General features: G+C 71.7%; 18 protein-coding genes and 1 rRNA gene. 4 read left to right on the forward strand and 15 right to left on the reverse strand.

Going from position 1 to position 18,587, the window contains the following annotated elements; translation table 11 throughout:
- Positions 1–143: 143 nt before the first annotated feature.
- The gene (locus tag J7E94_RS33610) at positions 144–386 is read left to right on the forward strand and encodes a DUF397 domain-containing protein (RefSeq protein ID WP_215020612.1); all 243 of its coding nucleotides are present in this window, start codon (positions 144–146) and stop codon (positions 384–386) included.
- Here the strand turns inward: J7E94_RS33610 and J7E94_RS33615 are convergent.
- From J7E94_RS33615 to J7E94_RS33640, 6 genes are all read right to left on the reverse strand, one after another.
- Complete coding sequence (locus J7E94_RS33615) at positions 364–1,689, reverse strand: HEAT repeat domain-containing protein (RefSeq protein WP_215020613.1); 1,326 nt, start codon at positions 1,687–1,689, stop codon at positions 364–366. The two genes, J7E94_RS33610 and J7E94_RS33615, sit on opposite strands and share 23 nt — an antisense overlap.
- A 67-nt stretch (positions 1,690–1,756) precedes the next feature.
- Complete coding sequence (locus J7E94_RS33620) at positions 1,757–3,424, reverse strand: bifunctional uroporphyrinogen-III C-methyltransferase/uroporphyrinogen-III synthase (RefSeq protein WP_215020614.1); 1,668 nt, start codon at positions 3,422–3,424, stop codon at positions 1,757–1,759.
- Complete coding sequence (hemC, locus tag J7E94_RS33625) at positions 3,421–4,425, reverse strand: hydroxymethylbilane synthase (RefSeq protein ID WP_215020615.1); 1,005 nt, start codon at positions 4,423–4,425, stop codon at positions 3,421–3,423. The genes J7E94_RS33620 and hemC overlap by 4 nt, the downstream gene beginning before the upstream one ends.
- Positions 4,422–6,290, reverse strand: coding sequence for a glutamyl-tRNA reductase (locus tag J7E94_RS33630; protein WP_215020616.1), 1,869 nt, complete (start codon positions 6,288–6,290; stop codon positions 4,422–4,424). The genes hemC and J7E94_RS33630 overlap by 4 nt, the downstream gene beginning before the upstream one ends.
- Positions 6,287–7,096, reverse strand: coding sequence for a redox-sensing transcriptional repressor Rex (locus J7E94_RS33635; protein WP_215020617.1), 810 nt, complete (start codon positions 7,094–7,096; stop codon positions 6,287–6,289). The genes J7E94_RS33630 and J7E94_RS33635 overlap by 4 nt, the downstream gene beginning before the upstream one ends.
- Before the next feature lie 273 nt (positions 7,097–7,369).
- Positions 7,370–7,648 carry a glutaredoxin family protein gene (locus J7E94_RS33640; protein WP_215020618.1) on the reverse strand — a complete coding sequence of 93 codons (279 nt, stop codon included), beginning with the start codon at positions 7,646–7,648 and terminating at the stop codon, positions 7,370–7,372.
- 106 nt (positions 7,649–7,754) lie between these two features.
- Between J7E94_RS33640 and J7E94_RS33645 the strand changes: the two genes are divergently transcribed.
- The 3 genes from J7E94_RS33645 to J7E94_RS33655 all read left to right on the forward strand — a co-directional run bounded on the left by J7E94_RS33645 (position 7,755) and on the right by J7E94_RS33655 (position 11,373).
- Entirely contained in the window at positions 7,755–8,744 is a 990-nt protein-coding gene (locus tag J7E94_RS33645) for an HAD family phosphatase (protein WP_215020619.1), read from the forward strand.
- A gap of 395 nt (positions 8,745–9,139) precedes the next feature.
- Entirely contained in the window at positions 9,140–9,955 is an 816-nt protein-coding gene (locus J7E94_RS33650; protein ID WP_215020620.1) for an ECF subfamily RNA polymerase sigma factor, BldN family, read from the forward strand.
- Positions 9,956–10,167: 212 nt separating this feature from the next.
- On the forward strand, positions 10,168–11,373 hold the full coding sequence (locus tag J7E94_RS33655; protein WP_215020621.1) for a DUF5667 domain-containing protein: 1,206 nt from the start codon (positions 10,168–10,170) through the stop codon (positions 11,371–11,373).
- Positions 11,374–11,443: 70 nt separating this feature from the next.
- On the opposite strand, the gene J7E94_RS33660 is transcribed toward J7E94_RS33655, so the two are convergent.
- The 9 genes from J7E94_RS33660 to rrf all read right to left on the reverse strand — a co-directional run bounded on the left by J7E94_RS33660 (position 11,444) and on the right by rrf (position 18,554).
- Positions 11,444–12,430: a lysophospholipid acyltransferase family protein gene (locus J7E94_RS33660; protein ID WP_215020622.1), complete on the reverse strand. Its 987-nt coding sequence runs from the start codon at positions 12,428–12,430 to the stop codon at positions 11,444–11,446.
- Positions 12,430–13,527 carry an NAD-dependent epimerase/dehydratase family protein gene (locus J7E94_RS33665; protein ID WP_308345638.1) on the reverse strand — a complete coding sequence of 366 codons (1,098 nt, stop codon included), beginning with the start codon at positions 13,525–13,527 and terminating at the stop codon, positions 12,430–12,432. The genes J7E94_RS33660 and J7E94_RS33665 overlap by 1 nt, the downstream gene beginning before the upstream one ends.
- A 96-nt stretch (positions 13,528–13,623) precedes the next feature.
- Complete coding sequence (locus J7E94_RS33670; protein WP_003948845.1) at positions 13,624–13,722, reverse strand: 30S ribosomal protein bS22; 99 nt, start codon at positions 13,720–13,722, stop codon at positions 13,624–13,626.
- 120 nt (positions 13,723–13,842) lie between these two features.
- Positions 13,843–14,052 carry a helix-turn-helix domain-containing protein gene (locus J7E94_RS33675; RefSeq protein ID WP_008738568.1) on the reverse strand — a complete coding sequence of 70 codons (210 nt, stop codon included), beginning with the start codon at positions 14,050–14,052 and terminating at the stop codon, positions 13,843–13,845.
- 114 nt (positions 14,053–14,166) lie between these two features.
- Positions 14,167–14,997 (reverse strand): phosphatase, encoded by an 831-nt coding sequence (locus J7E94_RS33680; protein ID WP_215020623.1) that lies wholly within the window; start codon positions 14,995–14,997, stop codon positions 14,167–14,169.
- Positions 14,998–15,277: 280 nt separating this feature from the next.
- Positions 15,278–16,447 carry an acetoin utilization protein AcuC gene (locus J7E94_RS33685; RefSeq protein WP_215020624.1) on the reverse strand — a complete coding sequence of 390 codons (1,170 nt, stop codon included), beginning with the start codon at positions 16,445–16,447 and terminating at the stop codon, positions 15,278–15,280.
- Positions 16,398–17,606 (reverse strand): MFS transporter, encoded by a 1,209-nt coding sequence (locus tag J7E94_RS33690; RefSeq protein ID WP_215020625.1) that lies wholly within the window; start codon positions 17,604–17,606, stop codon positions 16,398–16,400. Before J7E94_RS33690 ends, J7E94_RS33685 begins: the two co-directional genes overlap by 50 nt.
- A 43-nt stretch (positions 17,607–17,649) precedes the next feature.
- Positions 17,650–18,303 carry an HAD family phosphatase gene (locus J7E94_RS33695; protein ID WP_215020626.1) on the reverse strand — a complete coding sequence of 218 codons (654 nt, stop codon included), beginning with the start codon at positions 18,301–18,303 and terminating at the stop codon, positions 17,650–17,652.
- 134 nt (positions 18,304–18,437) lie between these two features.
- A 5S ribosomal RNA gene (gene rrf, locus J7E94_RS33700) occupies positions 18,438–18,554 on the reverse strand.
- Between the last annotated feature and the right edge of the window lie 33 nt (positions 18,555–18,587).

The raw sequence follows: 18,587 nt of genomic DNA on the forward strand, positions 1-18,587 counted from the left end.
GGGAGATGGGGTTCGATCAGAGCCCACTGCTCGTCGGTGAGATCGCCTCGCGCCATGACTGATGGCCTATCAAGACCAAGACCCTGCGCGCAGGCGATCCACCAAACTCATGATCTGGACTCCAGACAGGACCTAGGAGAGTCATGAGCACCGCACTGAAGTGGTTCAAGTCCAGCTACAGCGGTAGCGAAGGCGGCAACTGCCTGGAAATGGCGGTCGCCTGGCGGAAGTCCTCCTACAGCGGCAGCGAAGGCGGCGACTGCGTCGAGATGGCCGCCTGCCCCGCCGACGGGGTCCACGTCCGGGACTCCAAGGTCGAGGGCGGCCCGCACCTCACCCTGGCCCCCGCCGCCTGGACCGGCCTCACCCGGTGGGTCCGTTCCTGAGCTTCCAGCGCCACAGGCCCTCCACCCGGGGGTCGTCCTCGAACTCCGGGCCGAGCGGCCCCACCCGCGCGTACGCCTCCGGGGCGCGCGGATCGTCTCGCAGGGCCAGCCCGAAGGCGGCCTCCAGGCGCAGCGGCTGTTCCTCCGCGTCCAGGAGCGCGACCAGCATGGCCGTGCCGGCCCGCGTACGGTCCCGGGACGTGGCCAGCGATCGGGCGGCCGCGTGCCGTACGGCCGTCTCGGGGTCGCCCAGCAGGTCGGCGATGACGGCCCGGGTGGCGGCGGTCGTCTGCCCGGTGCCGAGCATGTCGGCCGCGGCGGTCCTCACCCGCGCCTCCGGGTCCCCCGCCAGGACGTGCAGGGCCGTACGGGCCCGGGGCGACAGTGGTTCGCCGAGCAGGCCGAGACAGTAGGGAACGGCCGCCCGCACCCGGGGGTCCGGATGCGCGGCGAGCGAGAGGCCGGCGGCCTCGCCCTCCACGTGCGGGTCTCCGGCGAAGGCACCCAGGAGCGTGACGAGGACACCGACGTCGCTCTCCTCGGCCACCCAGGCATGGAGCTCGCGGCGTTCCCCCTCGTACGAGTCGGCCCCGACGTTCACGCACCAGTCACGCACCGCCACGTAGTCCGCCGCGAAGAGGCGGTGCGTCGGCGACGGGTGCCGGCGCAGGGCCACCACGGCCCGCCAGGTCCCCGTCTCACCGGTACGCCTGCCAAGGCAGTGGCGGGACTCGGCCCAGTCCACATGGGTCACCTCCGGGTGCCGGACGGCTCGGGCCACCAGCTCCTCCACCGGGGTCCGCACGCCGAACACCCGCTCCAGCAGAGTCAGGACCGCCCCGTAGCCGTCCCGTACGGTCAGCCCGCCGAGGGTGACCTCCTCGACGTCGGCGAAGTCCTCCTCGACCACGCGCCTGCGCGCCGGTCCCCGCTCCCCCGTCAGCCGGCGCAGCTCCGCCTCCGCGCCCGCCGCGTACCACCGCCGGGCCGCGTCCAGCAGCCGCGCCCGATCCGCCTCCGGCAGCCGGGCCCCGGGGTCCTCGCCGAGCACCGCCGACACCACCGCCGGGGAGCCGCCCTCGACGGCCCGCAGCAGCGGGGTCGTCCCGTCCGGCAGGGTCCGTTCCGGGTCGGCGCCGCCCTCCACCAGGGCCGCGGCCGCCTCGAAGTCGCACGCCGCCACCGCCGCGCACAGCACCGGCAGCCCGTCCTCGCCCGCCGTGTCCGGGTCCGCGCCCGCCGCCAGCAGCTCGCGCACCCGCTCGGCGTCGGCCGCCCGTACCGCTTCCTCCAGGTCGTCCATGGCCGCGAACATGCCACAGGGCCCGGGTGCACACCGCACCCGGGCCCTGCTCAGTACCGGTCCGCCGTCAGGTCGTACGACGACGCCGCGCCCCCGGCCGCCGCTCGCTCGGGCGGAACACCGACTCGCCGGCCTCCTTGGCCGCCTCGCGGCGCGCCGCGCCGTACTCGGCCAGGGCCTCCGCCAGCTTGCTCACGCTCGGCTCCGGCGAGAGGACGTCGACCCGCAGGCCGTGCTCCTCCGCCGTCTTGGCCGTCGCCGGTCCGATGCACGCGATCACGGTCACGTTGTGCGGCTTGCCGGCGATGCCGACCAGGTTCCGCACCGTGCTGCTCGACGTGAAGAGAACGGCGTCGAAGCCGCCGCCCTTGATCGCCTCACGCGTGTCCGCCGGCGGCGGCGACGCGCGCACCGTCCGGTAGGCGGTGACGTCGTCGACCTCCCACCCGAGCTCGATCAGCCCGGCGACCAGCGTCTCGGTCGCGATGTCGGCCCGCGGCAGGAAGACGCGGTCGATCGGGTCGAAGACCGGGTCGTACGGCGGCCAGTCCTCCAGCAGCCCGGCCGCGGACTGCTCACCGCTCGGCACCAGGTCCGGCTTGACACCGAATTCCACCAGCGCGGCCGCGGTCTGCTCGCCGACCGCGGCGACCTTGATGCCCGCGAAGGCCCGCGCGTCGAGCCCGTACTCCTCGAACTTCTCGCGCACCGCCTTCACGGCGTTGACCGAGGTGAAGGCGATCCACTCGTAGCGGCCCGTCACCAGGCCCTTCACGGCCCGCTCCATCTGCTGCGGGGTCCGCGGCGGCTCCACGGCGATGGTCGGCACCTCGTGCGGCACCGCGCCGTACGAACGCAGCTGGTCGGAGAGCGAGGCGGCCTGCTCCTTGGTGCGCGGCACGAGAACCCGCCAGCCGAACAGCGGCTTCGACTCGAACCAGGCCATGTCCTCGCGCCGCGCGGCGGCGCAGTGCTCACCGACCACGGCTATGACCGGCCGGGCGCCCTCGGGCGACGGCAGCACCTTGCCCTGCTTGAACACCTGGGCGATCGTCCCCAGCGTCGCGGACCAGGTCCGCTGCCGCGTGGTCGTACCGGCGACGGTCACCGTCAGCGGGGTGTCGGGCTTGCGCCCGGCGCCCACCAGTTCGGCGGCCGCGGCCGACACCGTCTCCAGCGTCGCGGAGACGACGAGGATCCCGTCGCTGGCACCCACCTCGCTCCAGCAGCGCGCCGAGGCGTTGCGGGCGTCGACGAACCGGACGTCCGCGCCCTGCTCGCCCCGCAGCGGCACACCTGCGTACGCGGGGACGCCGACGGCGGTCGCGACACCCGGCACCACCTCGAAGGGGATCCCCCCGGTGGCGCAGGCCAACATCTCCTGGGCCGCGTTCCCGTCGAGCCCGGGGTCACCGGTGACGGCACGCACGACCCGCCTGCCGGAGCGCGCGGCCTCCATGACAAGATTGGCCGCGTCCCGGATTACCGGTACCCCGGCGGCTGCTGACACTTCGTCAGCGATCGTCAGCTGCGGCGTGTCCACACCCGCCCGGGCATGCGTGCGTACGACGTCAAGCACGTCGGGCTCCGCGATCAGTACGTCCGCGGCCGCGAGCGCCTCGACGGCGCGCAGCGTCAGCAGACCCGGGTCGCCGGGGCCGGCACCGAGGAAGGTGACGTGTCCGTGGGCGGCGAAGGCCGGAAAAGCGGAGGTGGTCGGACTTGAGGGGTTCAAAGCGATCGCTCCCCCATCAGACCGGCCGCGCCCTTGGCCAGCATCTCGTCCGCGAGTTCGCGGCCGAGCGCCATGGCCTCGTCGTACGACTGGGGCACGGGACCGGTGGTGGACAGCTGCACCAGCGTCGAGCCGTCGAGGGTTCCGACGACGCCGCGCAGGCGCATTTCATTGACAATCTGCCCGTCGGCATGGGGGTCCCCCCGCTCGAGCGGAGCCGAGAGTGGGGGAAGGTCGGCGAACGCGCCCACGGGTGCGCTGCAGCCGGCCTCCAGGGCGGCGAGCAGGGAACGCTCGGCGGTCACGGCGGCCCGCGTGTGCGGGTCGTCGAGCTCGCCGAGCGCGGCGATGAGCTCCGCGTCGGACGCGAGGCACTCCACGGCCAGGGCCCCCTGACCGGGAGCCGGCAGGACGTGGTCGACCGACAGCAGCTCGGTCGCTTCATCACTGCGCCCGATCCGGTTCAGCCCTGCGGCGGCCAGCACAACGGCATCCAGCTCGCCGTCGCGCACGAACCCGATGCGGGTGTCGACGTTCCCCCGGATCGGCACGGTCTCGATCCGCTTGCCGAGGGACCGGGCGTAGTGGTTCAGCTGGGCCATCCGCCGCGGCGAGCCGGTACCGACCCGCGCCCCGTCGGGCAGCTGCTCGAAGGTCAGCCCGTCCCGCGCCACGAGCGCGTCCCGGGCGTCCTCGCGCCGCGGCATGGCCGCGATCACGAGGTCGTCGGGCCGCGCGGTCGGCAGGTCCTTCAGCGAGTGCACGGCGAAGTCGACCTCGCCGCGCAGCAGCGCCTCCCGCAGGGCCGTGACGAAGACGCCCGTCCCGCCGATCTGCGCGAGGTGCTCCCGCGACACGTCGCCGAAGGTCGTGATCTCCACGAGCTCCACGGGACGCCCGGTGATCGCCCGTACGGCCTCGGCGACATGGCCCGACTGGGACATGGCCAGCTTGCTTCGCCGCGTGCCGAGCCGGAGGGGCTGGTCGAGACGTGGGTTCATGATGCCCGTCCTGGATCGTCGTTCTTGTCGGCCTGACTGACGGAGGCCACCGTCTGCGGGTCGAGATCGAAAAGTTCGCGCAGCGCCTCGGCGTACCCGGCGCCGCCGGGCTCGCTCGCGAGCTGCTTCACGCGCACGGTCGGCGCGTGGAGGAGTTTGTCGACGACGCGGCGCACGGTCTGGGTGACCTCGGCCCGCTGCCGTTCGTCGAGCTCGGGTACCCGCCCGTCGAGCCGGGCCACTTCCATGGCCACGACCTCGGCCGCCATCGCGCGCAGGGCGACGACGGTGGGCGTGATGTGCGCGGCCCGCTGCGCCGCCCCGAACGCGGCCACCTCTTCGGTGACGATCGCGCGCACGGCATGCACATCGGCGGCCATCGGCGCGTCGGCGGAAGCCTCGGCGAGGCTCTCGATGTCGACCAGCCGCACTCCGGGGATCCGGTGCACGGCGGCGTCGATGTCCCGGGGCATGGCCAGATCGAGCAGCGCCAGCCGCGCGACCCCGTCGACCTGGTTCCGGACCGCCTTACGGGGCTGCCGCTGCGCGGCGGCCTCCCCCTGGTCGGCCCAGGTCCCGTGCAGTTCAAGCGAGTTGGCGTCAACCCCGGTCAGTGCGGCCCGCCCGTCGCCTGCCGGCAGGTCGACCGGACACCCATCACCCTCCGGCGCGGCGGCAATGGTCCGCACAGCCCCGGCATCGGCCAGCCGGCCACCCGCCTGGGCGGCAGCCACCAGCCGGGCCACGACCGCGGGGTCCGGCCCATCGACTCGCCCTTGTCCCGTGGCGACAGCCAAATCTCCGGCGGGGGCAAAATCCAGCCCCGCCGGCGCTTGAGGCGCGGAGTCCGGGGCAGAGCCCCCACCCAGCCCCTCCGGCGTTTGCGGCGCGGAGTCCGGGGCAGAGCCCCCACCCAGCCCCGCCGGCGTTTGAGGCGCGGGGCCCGGGGCGGAGCCCCGATCGGTAACCCGCACCGAACCGGCGGCATCAGCCACATCCAGCCCCGCCTGCGCGAGCCCATCGGCGGAGCCCTGGGACACGGCGGCGAGCACGTCATCGGCGGACAGCACAAGGCCCGTGGCACCGGTGCAGGACACGACGACATCGACTCGTGTCAGCTCATCGGCGACGGCACTCATCGCAATGGCCCGCGCAGCGACCCCAGTGCCTGAGGCAACCAGAATCTCCGCAAGGCGTTCCGCCCGCTCGGCGGTCCGGTTCGCCACGACGATCTCGGCGACCCCCACCCGCGCCAGCGTGGCGGCCGCCAGCGAGGACATCGACCCGGCGCCGATCACCAGCGCCCGCTTACCGGCGGCCCAGTCCGCCACCGGCACCCGCACGGCCAGCTGCTCCAGCCCGAAGGTCACCAGCGACTGCCCCGCCCGGTCGATCCCGGTCTCGGAGTGAGCCCGCTTGCCGACCCGCAGCGCCTGCTGGAACAGGTCGTTGATCAGCCGCCCGGCGGTGTGCAGTTCCTGCCCCAGCGCCAGCGCGTCCTTGATCTGGCCGAGGATCTGCCCCTCGCCCACGACCATCGAGTCCAGCCCGCACGCCACCGAGAAGAGGTGGTGCACCGCCCGGTCCTCGTAGTGCACGTACAGGTACGGAGTGAGCTCCTCCAGCGCGACACCGCTGTGCTGCGCCAGCAGGGTGGACAGCTCCGCGACACCGGCGTGGAACTTGTCCACGTCCGCGTACAGCTCGATCCGGTTGCACGTGGCGAGCACCGACGCCTCGACCGCCGGCTCGGCGGCCAGCGTGTCGTGCAGCAGCTTCACCTTGGCGTCGGCCGACAGCGAGGCACGCTCCAGCACGCTGACGGGCGCACTGCGGTGGCTCAGCCCAACGACGAGCAGACTCATGCCGGCATCACCGCCGGCACGTCGCCCTCGGGGTTGCCCTTGCGCGCTTCGGCGGCCGCGCGCCCGGCCGGCGGCACCACGGCCGCGGCGGGGGCGGCGCCGCCCACGGAGGAACCGCCCGCGGCAGCGACGGCGGCGGCTTCCTCGCCGGCCTTGCGCTGCTCGTGGAAGGCGAGGATCTGGAGCTCGATCGAGAGGTCGACCTTCCGCACGTCCACGCCCTCGGGCACGGACAGCACGGTCGGGGCGAAGTTCAGGATGGAGGTGACACCGGCGGCGATCAGCCGCTCGCTGACCTGCTGCGCGGCTCCGGCCGGCGTCGCGATGACGCCGATCGAGACACCGTTCTCCTCGATGATCTTCTCGAGGTCGTCGGTGTGCTGCACGGGCATTCCGGCCACGGGCTTGCCGGCCATCGCCGGGTCGGCGTCGATCAGCGCGGCCACGCGGAAACCGCGCGACGCGAAACCGCCGTAGTTGGCGAGCGCGGCGCCGAGGTTGCCGATGCCGACGATGACGACCGGCCAGTCCTGGGTCAGCCCGAGCTCGCGGGAGATCTGGTAGACGAGGTACTCGACGTCGTAGCCGACCCCGCGCGTCCCGTAGGAACCGAGGTAGGAGAAGTCCTTGCGCAGCTTCGCCGAGTTGACTCCGGCGGCGGCCGCGAGTTCCTCGGAGGACACCGTGGGGACCGATCGCTCGGAAAGCGCGGTGAGTGCGCGCAGGTACAGCGGAAGCCGGGCGACAGTGGCCTCGGGAATACCTCGGCTGCGGGTCGCCGGTCGGTGAGTTCGGCCAGTTGCCACGATGCTCCTGCGGGATGAGCGGGGCTGCAGGCGGTCACTTGTCCCAGGACCGCCCCGTCGACAGCAGGCTATGCCTTTGTGAACGCGTGCACAAAGATTGTGTCCGGTTTGTCCGAGCAAAGTGACCGGGGTCACGCAACTGGGGCGGGTGAGGGTGGACCCAGCGGCACGCCGAACCCGTTCAAATCCCGAAGGGGGCAAAACCGTACACACTCCTCACGGATACGCCCCCGAGACCCCACAAATCGCCCATGATGGTAACCGCGGAGCAGGTCAGCTCTCCAACGCCCGCCGCAGCCGGTCCGGGTTCACCCTCCAGAAGGTGTGCTGTTCGCCGTCCACCAGCACGACCGGAATCTGTTCCCAGTACAGCCGGTACAGCTCCTCGTCCTGAGAGATGTCCTTCTTCTCCCACTGCGCACCGGTCTCCGCGCAGACCTTCTCGACCACCTCCTGTGCGTCGTCACAGAGGTGGCACCCCGGCTTCCCGACGAGCGTCACCATCCGGTCCTCCGGACGCTTCTTTTCCTTGCGGCGCAACAAAGGGCTCATGCGCCCATTCTCCCGCTCCCCGCCGTAACAGCCGCGCCCCGAAGAGTTCACGCCGTCGCATCCCACCGGTTCGGGAACTCCCGAACACAGTGGCTATGCTCGCGTCATGGCCGCTCTGGGATGGCTCACCCCCCGTAGGCGCTCCGCCACCGCGCGGAGCGTGCTGGCAGGCGAGGCCTCGGCCGAGGCCGCCCGCAAGACCGCGCTGGCCGAAACCGCGGAGGCCGCGCCCGCGGAACCGCGAGAGGCGGAAGCGGAAGCGCCGCAAGCGGCGCCGGCAGCAGTGGATGAAGAAGCGGCCGAGCCCGACTTCCCGGTCGCCGGCGACGACCTCGCCGCCGCATTCTTCGACCTCGACAACACCGTCATGCAGGGCGCCGCGATCTTCCACTTCGGCCGCGGCCTCTACAAGCGCGAGTTCTTCCGCCGCCGCGAGCTCGCCCGCTTCGCCTGGCAGCAGGCGTGGTTCCGGCTCGCCGGGGTCGAGGACCCCGAGCACATGCAGGACGCCCGCGACAGCGCCCTGTCCATCGTCAAGGGCCACAAGGTCTCCGAACTGACGGCCATCGGCGAGGAGATCTACGACGAGTACATGGCCGAGCGGATCTGGCCGGGCACCCGCGCCCTGGCCCAGGCCCACCTCGACGCCGGCCAGAAGGTGTGGCTGGTCACCGCGGCCCCCGTCGAAACGGCCACGATCATCGCCCGCCGGCTCGGCCTGACCGGGGCGCTGGGCACCGTCGCCGAATCCGTCGACGGGGTCTACACCGGCCGCCTCGTCGGCGAACCGCTGCACGGCCCCGCCAAGGCGGAGGCGGTCCGCGCCCTGGCCGCGGCCGAGGGCCTGGACCTCGCGCACTGCGCCGCGTACAGCGATTCGCACAACGACATTCCGATGCTGTCGCTGGTCGGGCATCCGTACGCGATCAATCCCGACACAAAACTGCGCAAGCATGCCCGGGCCCACGACTGGCGGCTGCGCGACTATCGCACCGGCCGCAAGGCCGTGAAGGTCGGCGTCCCGGCGGCCGCCGGGGTCGGCGCGATCGCGGGCGGCGCAGCCGCGGCGATCGCCCTGCACCGCCGCCGCAGGTAGCCACGCCGGGCCCCTCTCCAGGCCCGCCGCCCGCCCCACCGCCCGCCCCGCCACCGGCCCGGTCCGCCCCGGCCTGTCCCCGGCCTGCCCACGGGCATTCGCTCACCTCTACCCGCGCCCGCCGCGCGGCACTCCGCCGTGCGCGACCCGGTCGCGGCTCCCCATGGAAGCGGCCATTCCGCACTCCCAAGTGATCAAGAATCGATCACCAACCGCGACTGAATATGCCCTCGACACGCAACAGAAGTGTCGGAACCGGTGATTTGTGCAACTGGGTGTAGTGCTGCCTGTACGAAGCGTTATTCTCCTCAAACGCATGCCACCGGTCATCTGTCGCCGCGATGGGTGAACGGTCCCGCACTGCACGTGATGGAAGCTCTGCCTCTGGGAGTCCCGTGTACCCACCTGTCGGGGTTGACGCCTCGGGCCTGGCTACGCTGCGCGCAACGGTCCTCGACCGCCTGCGCGGCTTCGTCCCCACCGCGTACGCCGTCCCCGCCTTCGCCGCCGCGGTCCCTGCCGGTCTCGGCCCGGCCGGCCCTTGCTATGCCCTGACGGACGGCGGAGCGACGGTGGGCAGACGAGCCCGTACGGCCGCGGGCTCGGCCGGAGCCGCCGGCACAAGCACCCAGGCCGCACCACGCCGCCCCACCGCGGACAGCGACCAGGCCCGCATGATGGACCTGGTCGAACGCGCGCAGGCCGGCGAGGCCGAGGCCTTCGGCCGCCTCTACGACCAGTACAGCGACACGGTCTACCGCTACATCTACTACCGCGTCGGCGGCAAGGCGACCGCGGAGGATCTCACCAGCGAGACCTTCCTGCGCGCGCTGCGCCGTATCTCCACCTTCACCTGGCAGGGCCGCGACTTCGGCGCCTGGCTGGTGACGATCGCCCGCAACCTGGTGGCGGACCACTTCAAGTCCAGCCGCTTCCGCCTCGAGGTCACGACCGGCGAGATGCTGGACGCGAACGAGGTGGAACGGTCCCCCGAGGACTCCGTCCTGGAGTCCCTCTCCAACGCGGCCCTGCTGGAGGCCGTACGGAAACTCAATCCGCAGCAGCAGGAGTGCGTGACCCTGCGCTTCCTGCAGGGCCTCTCGGTCGCGGAGACGGCCCGGGCGATGGGGAAGAACGAGGGCGCCATCAAGACGCTCCAGTACCGGGCGGTCCGCACCCTGGCCCGCCTCCTTCCCGAAGACGCCCGCTGAACACTCACACCCGGTGACCTCTCGATGACGCTGTGGTCAGATCATCCTTCGTCCGTAACCCAAGTGCCGCGACGCTCGTTGTGCGGAATGCAGGCTCCCTGTGGACACGCCTTGCCCGAAGCCGCTCACTCGAACGTGTGGATGTGCTCAAGGAAGGCAACCTTCCGGACACCTTGGGGAGTCGATCGTCATGATGAGAGGAGGTGCCGCCAGTGATCGCGAACGTGACTCCGCACCGGCGGGCGAACGCCTTCGCCCAGGCCCTGGAGGATCGGACCCCGTCCGACCTTTCGGAACCGGACCCGGCGGCCGAGCAGTCCGAGGCACCTGCCGAACCTGCCGACCACGACCGGTTGTTGGCCCTGGCGAGTGTGCTCGGCGAACGAATGCCGCGCCCGGTGCTGGACCCCGAGGTCAAAGTGGTGCAGCGAGCCCAGCTCGTTGCCGCCATGGAGGCCATGGTGCTGGAGGAAAGGGCGGGGGGCGGTGCCGCATCGGACCCTCTGGTGCCCGAACAGCGGACCGGCCGCGGCGCCCACCGGGCGACATCGCTCCGGAAAATGCGGCCCCGCTCCCGCTGGTCCAAGGGCATCGCAGCGGGCGGACTCACCGTGGGTGTGGCCGCCGGGGCCTTCAGCGGAGTGGCCGCTGCCAGCACCGACGCCCTGCCCGGTGACTCCCTCTACCCCGTCAAGCGGGGCATGGAGGACCTGAAGCTCGGGATGGCCGACGACGATTCGGACCGGGGCGAGCTCTTCCTCGACCAGGCCTCGAACCGCCTGTCGGAAGCCCGCAGGCTGATGGAGCGCGGCCGCGGCGGAAGCGTGCTGGACCACGAGGCCCTGGGCGAGATCCGCCGCGCACTGGCGGGCATGAAGCACGACGCGTCGGAGGGCCACCGGCTCCTCCAGGCAGCGTACGAACGGGACGGCTCGCTCGGCCCGATCCAGGCGCTGTCCGCGTTCTCCCGCTCGCACCGCGACACGTGGGGGCGGCTGCGGTCGAACCTTCCCCCGCAACTCACGGACGTGGGCGGAGAAGTCGAATCGGTGTTCCAGGCCATAGACGAAGACGTGGCGCCGCTCCAGGGCCTGCTCCCCAAGCCACCCGAGCAGACCCGCGGCTCCGGCTCGCCCGGCACCGCGGCCACACCGGGCACGCCCGGCGCCAAGCAGCAGTCGGCTCCCGCCTCCGGCACCCCGTCGGGCAGCCCCACGCCGTCCCCCTCGGGCAGCACCAGGCCCCCGGCCACCGGCGGGCTGATCGGCGGCGCCGGCGACCTCCTCAACCCGCCGACGGGCCAGTCCGCCCCGCCCTCCCCGGGCACCCCGGAGCAGCCCAAGCCGGACATCACCCTCCCGCCCCTCCTCCCCGGCCTCCTCCCAGGCCTGGGCATCAACGCGGAGGACGCGGAGTAGTACGGCTGTATGGCGAGGGGCGGGACTGCGCATGCGCAGTCCCGCCCCTCGCCATACAGCCACTCGCGGGTCAGAAGAACACGGACCTCCGCTGCACCAGCAGCTTGTAGAGCGTGTGCTGGATCTGCTCCCGCACCTGATCCGTCAGGTTGAACATCAGCATCGGATCGTCCGCCGCCTCGGCCGCGTACCCGTCCGTCGGGATCGGTTCACCGAACTGGATCGTCCACTTCGTGGGCAACGGCACCACTCCCAACGGCCCCAGCCAGGGGAACGTGGGCGTGATCGGAAAGTACGGAATCCCCAGCAGCCGCGCCAGCGTCTTCGCGTTGCCGACCATCGGGTAGATCTCCTCCGCCCCCACGATCGAGCACGGCACGATCGGCGTCCCCGCCCGCAGCGCCGTCGACACGAACCCGCCCCGCCCGAACCGCTGCAGCTTGTACCGGTCTCCGAACGGCTTCCCTATCCCCTTGAAGCCCTCCGGCATGACCCCGACCAGCTCCCCGGCCTCCAGCAGCCGCTGCGCGTCCTCCGCGCACGCCAGCGTGTGCCCGGCCTTCCGGGCCAGCTCGTTCACCACCGGCAGCATGAACACCAAGTCCGCCGCCAGCAGCCGCAGGTGCCGCTGCGCCGGATGGTGGTCGTGCACCGCCACCTGCAGCATCAGGCCGTCCAGCGGCAGCGTCCCCGAGTGGTTCGCCACGATCAGCGCCCCGCCCTCGGCCGGGATGTTCTCGAGCCCCTTCACCTCGACCCGGAAGTACTTCTCGTACAGCGGCCGCATCAGGGACATCAGGACCTGGTCCGTCAGCTCCTTGTCGTAGCCGAAGTCGTCGACCTCGTACTCCCCGGTGATCCGCCGCCGCAGGAACGACAGCCCGCCCGCGATCCGCCGGTCCCAGCCGCCCCCGCGCGGCTCCGCCGTCCCCGGCTCAGGAACGGCCGGCTCCACGGGCTCCACCGCCGGCTCGGGCGCGGACACCACCCGCACCCTGCGCGGCGGCCGCCGTCGCGGCCGGTCCTCGTCGAACGGAATGACCTTGGCGTCCGCCACTATCGCTTCGCTCCTTCATCCGCATCCGCATCCGCATCCGCGTCGACGTCCACGTCCGTGTCCGTGTCGACATTCAGCAGGGCCGCCACCCGCTCCACGGCCCGCCCCATCAGCTCGGGCGGCAGCAGCCCGCTCCCCCGGCTCCGCGCGAAGTCCGCGAAGGTCTCGACGGTCGTGTACATCGGCTCGAAGCCGAGCACCTCCCGCATCTGGGTGGTCTCCACGACCCGGCCGTGCGTCAGGAGCCTCATCTGCTCCGGCGAGAAATCGGTGATCCCGACCGCCCGCAGCGCCGACCCCACCCACGTCACCGCGGGCAGCAGCATCGGCAGCGTCGGCCGCCCCAGCCGCCGCGCGCACTGCGACAGCAGCAGGACCCCGTCGCCCGCGATGTTGAAGGTCCCGCTGTTCAGCGTCCCCCGCCGCGGCTCCTGCGCCGCCAGCCGCAACACGTCGAGCACGTCGTCCTCGTGGACGAACTGGAGCCGCGGGTCGTAGCCGAGCACGGTCGGCATCACGGGAATCGAGAAGTACTCGGCGAGCGCCGAGTCCGCGAAGGGGCCCAGGATGTTCGCGAACCGCAGCACGCACACCGCGACATCGGGCCGCCTGCGCGCGAAGCCCCGTACGTACCCCTCGACCTCGGCGGCGTCCTTGGCGAAGCCTCCCGCGGGCAGGGACTTCGGCTCCGTGGTCTCGGTGAAGACGGCCGGATCCCGCGAGGTGCCCCCGTACACGCTGGTACTGGACTTGACCACGAGCCGCTGTACCGTCGGCGACTTCTGGCAGGCCCCGAGGAGCTGCATCGTCCCGATGACGTTCGTTTCCTTCACGGTGCTGTGCGCACCGGCGGTCCCGGCACTCCCCCCGGTGACCGCCAAATGGACCACCGTGTCGACGGCGTGCTCGGCCAGCACGCGGGCGATCGCCGACTGCCTGATGTCCGTACGGACGAACTCGGCCGATCCGAGCCGGTGCGGCGGCGTCACCGCGTCCACCGCGATCACCCGCTCGACCTCCGGGTCGCGCTGGATCCGGCGCACGAAGCGGCCGCCCAGCTGCCGGGCAGCCCCGGTGACGAGCACGACCTTCCCCACGAGTTCAGCGCCTCCCTCGAAGAAGTACCCCGGCTGCACCGCAGCCCCTCCACCAAGAATGGTGGAGGGGCTGCGGAGAACACGTACAGCTGCCGTTTACTTCTTGTTACGGCGCTGGACGCGGGTGCGCTTGAGCAGCTTGCGGTGCTTCTTCTTGGCCATCCGCTTGCGCCGCTTCTTGATAACAGAGCCCACGACTACCCTCGCTCACTTCTCTTTACTGGTGCGGGGCGTCTGGGCCCACACGACCTACGTCGGCCTAGCCTACCCGTCCCAGCTCTGAGCTTGTAATCCGAGGCGCGCCGGGGGTCAGTCTCAGGCCGACTCCACCCCCACATAGGACTCTCGGAGGTACTCGTGGACCGCATTTTCGGGGACCCGGAAGGACCGGCCCACCCGGATTGCGGGCAGATGACCGTTGTGCACCAGGCGGTACACGGTCATCTTTGACACTCGCATCACCGAGGCGACCTCCGCCACGGTCAGGAACTGAACCTCACTGAGAGGCCTCTCGCCAGCAGCCATGACACACCTTGACCTTCCGCGCATGACGGGCACCGGCTTCCCCTCCGGTTACTCCTCGTCGTCGCACGCTCACTCCCCAGAGTAGGGGCGCGTGATACGAGTGGGGAAGAGGAGCTACGGCCACTCCTGGCCGCCCGGCAAGCCGGCCCGGTCCAGCACGTACCGCACAAGCGGCCGGTAGTAGTCCGCGCGCACCGCGTCATCAAGCGGAACGGCCACCGAGACGCACCCCTCGGCCTCCCCGACGAACAGCGCGGGATCATCCGTATCCGCCAGCCCGATCGCCTCCACACCCAACTGACCTGCACCGCAGACCCACCCGTGATCCCCCACCACGAGCTCCGGCAAGGGGCCGCCGGCCTCCGCCAGGGCCCCCAGCGCGACCCGAACCGGCAGCGGCGAATGGGTGTGTGCGCCGGTGGCACTACCCGGCTGCCGCACGCCGGGCTCCCGCACCAGTGCGACCCCCCGTACGTAATCGATGCTGTACGTGCGTACGCCGAACCGGGTCGCCATGTCGACACTCACCCCCTGCGCCGGAGTGAGGACAACACATCCCGCCGCCGACATCGCCTCGGCCAACCCGGCGTAGAACCCCAGGAGCCGGTGCGGGTGCCCCGTCCCCAACAGCACCGGCGACCGCGCCCCGGCCGCCGCCCGCAACCGCCCCGCGAAGGCCTCCAGCGCCGCCACCGTCCGCTCCGGATCGATCACGTCCGGCCCGCTGACGTGCGCCGGATCCGCCGACACGCCGCACTTGTCCGCCATCAGCCTCAGCAGGTCACCCTCGTCCCACCCCCACTCCGGCTCCAGCCCCAGCAGCACCCGCGGATCGCGCGCCGCGAACAGCCGGTAGCTGCGCAGGCTCTCCTCCCGCGAGGTGGCAACGGGCCCGGCCAACCGGGCGGCCAGCAGATGCGCACGCAACGCGCCGGTGCTCAACACCCCCCGATGCTCCCTCACCACACCTGGCGCAGCATCAATTCCCCAAAACAGCCCCACAGTTGGCGTAAGCCTTTCCAGCCCCACCGGACACATCCAGCCCCGCGGGCGCTTGAGGCGCGGCGTCCGTGGGCGGAGCCCCGGATCTTTCCAGACCCGCCGGGCACATCCAGCCTCGCCGGCGCTTGAGGCGCGGGGTCCGGGGCGGAGCCCCGGGTGGGGGTCCCCCCGGACGGAGTCTGGGGGAGGCGGAAGGGCGGGTAGGGGACAAGCCCCGCAGGGCTCAGGTCAGCATCCCCCGCAGCGGGAACACCGCCCGCCGCGTGGCCAACACGGCCTGATCCGTACGGTCGGCAGGGTCGTACCCCGCCTCCCAGCCCCGCCACACCGGGCTCCGCCCATCCGTCATCCGCGCAGGCGCAACCTGCCGCGTCCGCGCATACACCTCATCCCGCCAAGACCCCGGCACCGCCGTCTCCGGAGACACCGGCCGATGCCCGGCGATAGCCACCAGGTGCGTCCACGACCGCGGCACGACGTCCACCACCGCGTACCCGCCACCCCCCAACGCCAGCCACCGCCCACCGGCGTACTCGTGCGCCAGCCCGTGACACGCCTCCTGAACGACCCGCTGCGCGTCCAGCGACACCGCGAGATGCGCCAGCGGATCCTCGAAGTGCGTGTCGGCCCCGTGCTGCGTCACCAGCACCTGGGGCCGGAAGTCCGCCAACAACTCCGGCACCGTCGCGTGGAAGGCCCGGAGCCACCCCTCGTCCCCCGTCCCGGCAGGCAGCGCGACGTTCACCGCCGACCCCTCGGCGGCCGGCCCCCCGGTCTCCTCGGGCCACCCCGTCTGCGGGAACAGCGTCCGCGGATGCTCGTGCATCGAAACGGTCAGCACCCGCGGATCGTCCCAGAAGGCCGCCTGCACCCCGTCCCCGTGGTGCACGTCGACATCCACGTACGCGACCCGCTCGGCCCCCAGCTCCAGCAGCCGGGCGATCGCCAGCGCCGCGTCGTTGTACACGCAGAATCCGGCCGCCCCGCCCGGCATCGCGTGGTGCAGCCCGCCGGCGAAGTTCACGGCGTGCTCGGCCTCCCCGCGCCAGATCGCCTCCGCGCCCGCCACCGACTGCCCGGCGATCAGCGCCGACGCCTCGTGCATCCCGTGGAAGGCGGGATCGTCCATGGTCCCCAGCCCGTACGACCCGTCGGCGATCCCCGGGTCGGCCGACACCTCGCGCACCGCGGCCACGTAGTCCTCCCGGTGGACGAGCCTCAGCGTCGAGTCCCCGGCCGCACGGGCCGCCCGTACCTCCATCACCCGATCCAGCCCGAAGGCGCGCACCAGGCCCATGGTCAGTGCCAGGCGCACCGGGTCCATCGGATGGCTCGGTCCGAAGTCATACCTTGTTACCGCCTCGTCCCACATCAACAACCCGCGGCCGCTCATGCCCAACACCGTATCGGGCACCGTCGGAGCCGAACGACCGGGCGTGGAAGAGGGTGATCAACACGAGCACCATCGGCACGAGCATCGCCCCCCGGTAGCTCCAGGCGTCCCCGATCCCCCCGACGAGCGGCGACCCGATCAGGAAACCCACGTAGTTGAAGATGTTCAGCCGGGCGATGGCCGTATCGGAAACCCCGGGGAACAGCCTCCCGGCGGCGGCGAAGGTCTGCGGCACGATCACGCACAGTCCGATCCCCAGCAGCGTGAACCCGAGCATCCCCACCCACGCGCCGGGAGCCGCGGCCACCACCGCGAACCCTGCGGCGGCGACCACCGTCCCGCCCCGCACCACGGCCGCGGCCCCGAAGCGCCGCACGCCCAGGTCCCCGACGGCCCGGCCGATGAGGGTGGTCACCATGTAGACGTTGTACGGGACGGTCGCCAGCTGCTCGGAACTCCCCAGCACGTCCTGGAGGTACTTGGCACTCCAGTTCGCCACCGTCGAGTCCCCGATGTACGCGCACGCCATCACCAGGCAGAGCGGCAGCAGCAGCTTGCCCCCGCCGGCCCCCAGTCCCTTCTCTTGGGCCTCGGCCGGCGCGTCGACGTAGCGCCGGCTCCCCACCAGCCCGAGCGGCAGCAGCACCACCACGGCCGGCAGGTAACTCACGAAGAGATCCAGATGCCAGTGCGCTCCGGCCCAGGCGGCCGAGGCCCCCAGGATCCCGCCGAGGCTGTACGCGGCGTGGAAGCCCAGCATGATGCTGCGCCCGTACGCCCGCTGGAGGCTGACCCCCAGCATGTTCATCGAGGCGTCCAGCGCACCCACCGACAGCCCGAAAGCCCCCAGGGCGGCCGCCACATGCCACATCTCGGTACCGGCGCCGACCCCGAGCAGCGACAGCAGCACCAGCGGCTGCGCCCACCGGAGCACCGCACTGGGCGCGACCCGCTTCACGAGGTGCTCGGTGGCGACGCTCGACGCCCCCGCGAGGATCGGCACGGCGGCGAGGAAGGCGGGCAGCAGGCCGTCGGATATCCCGTACCGGTCCTGGATGGCCGGGATGCGCGTCACCAGCAGCGCAAAGGCGACACCCTGCGCGAAGAAGCTGAACCCCAGAGCGCCACGCCCGCGCCGCAACCGCACATCAACCGTCATGGCGGCACAGCGTAGGCCCCGGGGCTACCGGTGGGTAGAGCGATCACACGGGCAGTTGCAGAAGCCCCGGGAGCTGCTTCATGTCCCCGAAGTACGCGGTGGCCCCGGGCAGCCGGTCGGCAGGCACCATCGAGGTGAACGCGAATACGTCCATGCCCGCGGCCCGTGCGGCCTCCAGGCCGAGCGGGCTGTCCTCGACGACGACACACCGCGAGGGCTCCACCCCCATCTGCCGGGCCGCGTGCAGGTACAGATCCGGCGCCGGCTTCCCCTGGCCGACATCCTGCGCGCTGAAGATCCACTCCTCCTCGAACCACCCGTCCAGCCCGGCCACCCGAAGCCCGACCCGGATCCGCTCGTGCGTCCCGGAGGAGGCCAGGCAGTACCCGACGCCGTGGGCGGTCAGCAGCCCCAGCACTTCCTCCACGCCGGGGACAGGCTTCAGCTCCCGCTCGAACGCGGCGAAGGTCCGCCCGTGCAGGACCTCGTCGAAGTCGTCCGGCAGCCGCTTCCCGGTCCGCTCGAGCACGAGGTCGTGCACCCGGTGCACGGCGGCCCCCATGTAGTCGCGGAGGGACTCCTCGTAGGAGGTCGCGTGCCCCAGCTCCGTCAGGTACTCGGCCAGGATGCTGTTGGCGAGCGGCTCACTGTCCACCAGCACGCCGTCGTTGTCGAAGATGACGAGGTCATAGCCCATACCCCAACCCTACGAGCCGTCAGCCCACAACCCGCTCGTCCCCATGCCGGGCATCCGACGGATTCTGCGCCTGAACGCAGAAAAGCCCCGCACCGAACCCCGAAGGATTTGGTGCGGGGCTTCCCGCAATGATTGTTCGGCGGCGTCCTACTCTCCCACAGGGTCCCCCCTGCAGTACCATCGGCGCTGAAAGGCTTAGCTTCCGGGTTCGGAATGTAACCGGGCGTTTCCCTAACGCTATGACCACCGAAACACTATGAAATTAGAACGCTGGCTATCGACAC

The sequence above is a fragment of the Streptomyces sp. ISL-94 genome, assembly GCF_018614075.1.
Taxonomy (GTDB): Bacteria; Actinomycetota; Actinomycetes; order Streptomycetales; family Streptomycetaceae; genus Streptomyces.

Bases quoted from the DNA above. Each gene is read 5' to 3' on its own strand.
- J7E94_RS33610 (WP_215020612.1), top strand. From the start codon at position 144: ATGAGCACCGCACTGAAGTGGTTCAAGTCCAGCTACAGCGGTAGCGAA.
- J7E94_RS33615 (WP_215020613.1), bottom strand. From the start codon at position 1,689: ATGGACGACCTGGAGGAAGCGGTACGGGCGGCCGACGCCGAGCGGGTG.
- hemC (WP_215020615.1), bottom strand. From the start codon at position 4,425: ATGAACCCACGTCTCGACCAGCCCCTCCGGCTCGGCACGCGGCGAAGC.
- J7E94_RS33630 (WP_215020616.1), bottom strand. From the start codon at position 6,290: ATGAGTCTGCTCGTCGTTGGGCTGAGCCACCGCAGTGCGCCCGTCAGC.
- J7E94_RS33640 (WP_215020618.1), bottom strand. From the start codon at position 7,648: ATGAGCCCTTTGTTGCGCCGCAAGGAAAAGAAGCGTCCGGAGGACCGG.
- J7E94_RS33645 (WP_215020619.1), top strand. From the start codon at position 7,755: ATGGCCGCTCTGGGATGGCTCACCCCCCGTAGGCGCTCCGCCACCGCG.
- J7E94_RS33675 (WP_008738568.1), bottom strand. From the start codon at position 14,052: ATGGCTGCTGGCGAGAGGCCTCTCAGTGAGGTTCAGTTCCTGACCGTG.
- J7E94_RS33685 (WP_215020624.1), bottom strand. From the start codon at position 16,447: ATGAGCGGCCGCGGGTTGTTGATGTGGGACGAGGCGGTAACAAGGTAT.
- J7E94_RS33690 (WP_215020625.1), bottom strand. From the start codon at position 17,606: ATGACGGTTGATGTGCGGTTGCGGCGCGGGCGTGGCGCTCTGGGGTTC.
- J7E94_RS33695 (WP_215020626.1), bottom strand. From the start codon at position 18,303: ATGGGCTATGACCTCGTCATCTTCGACAACGACGGCGTGCTGGTGGAC.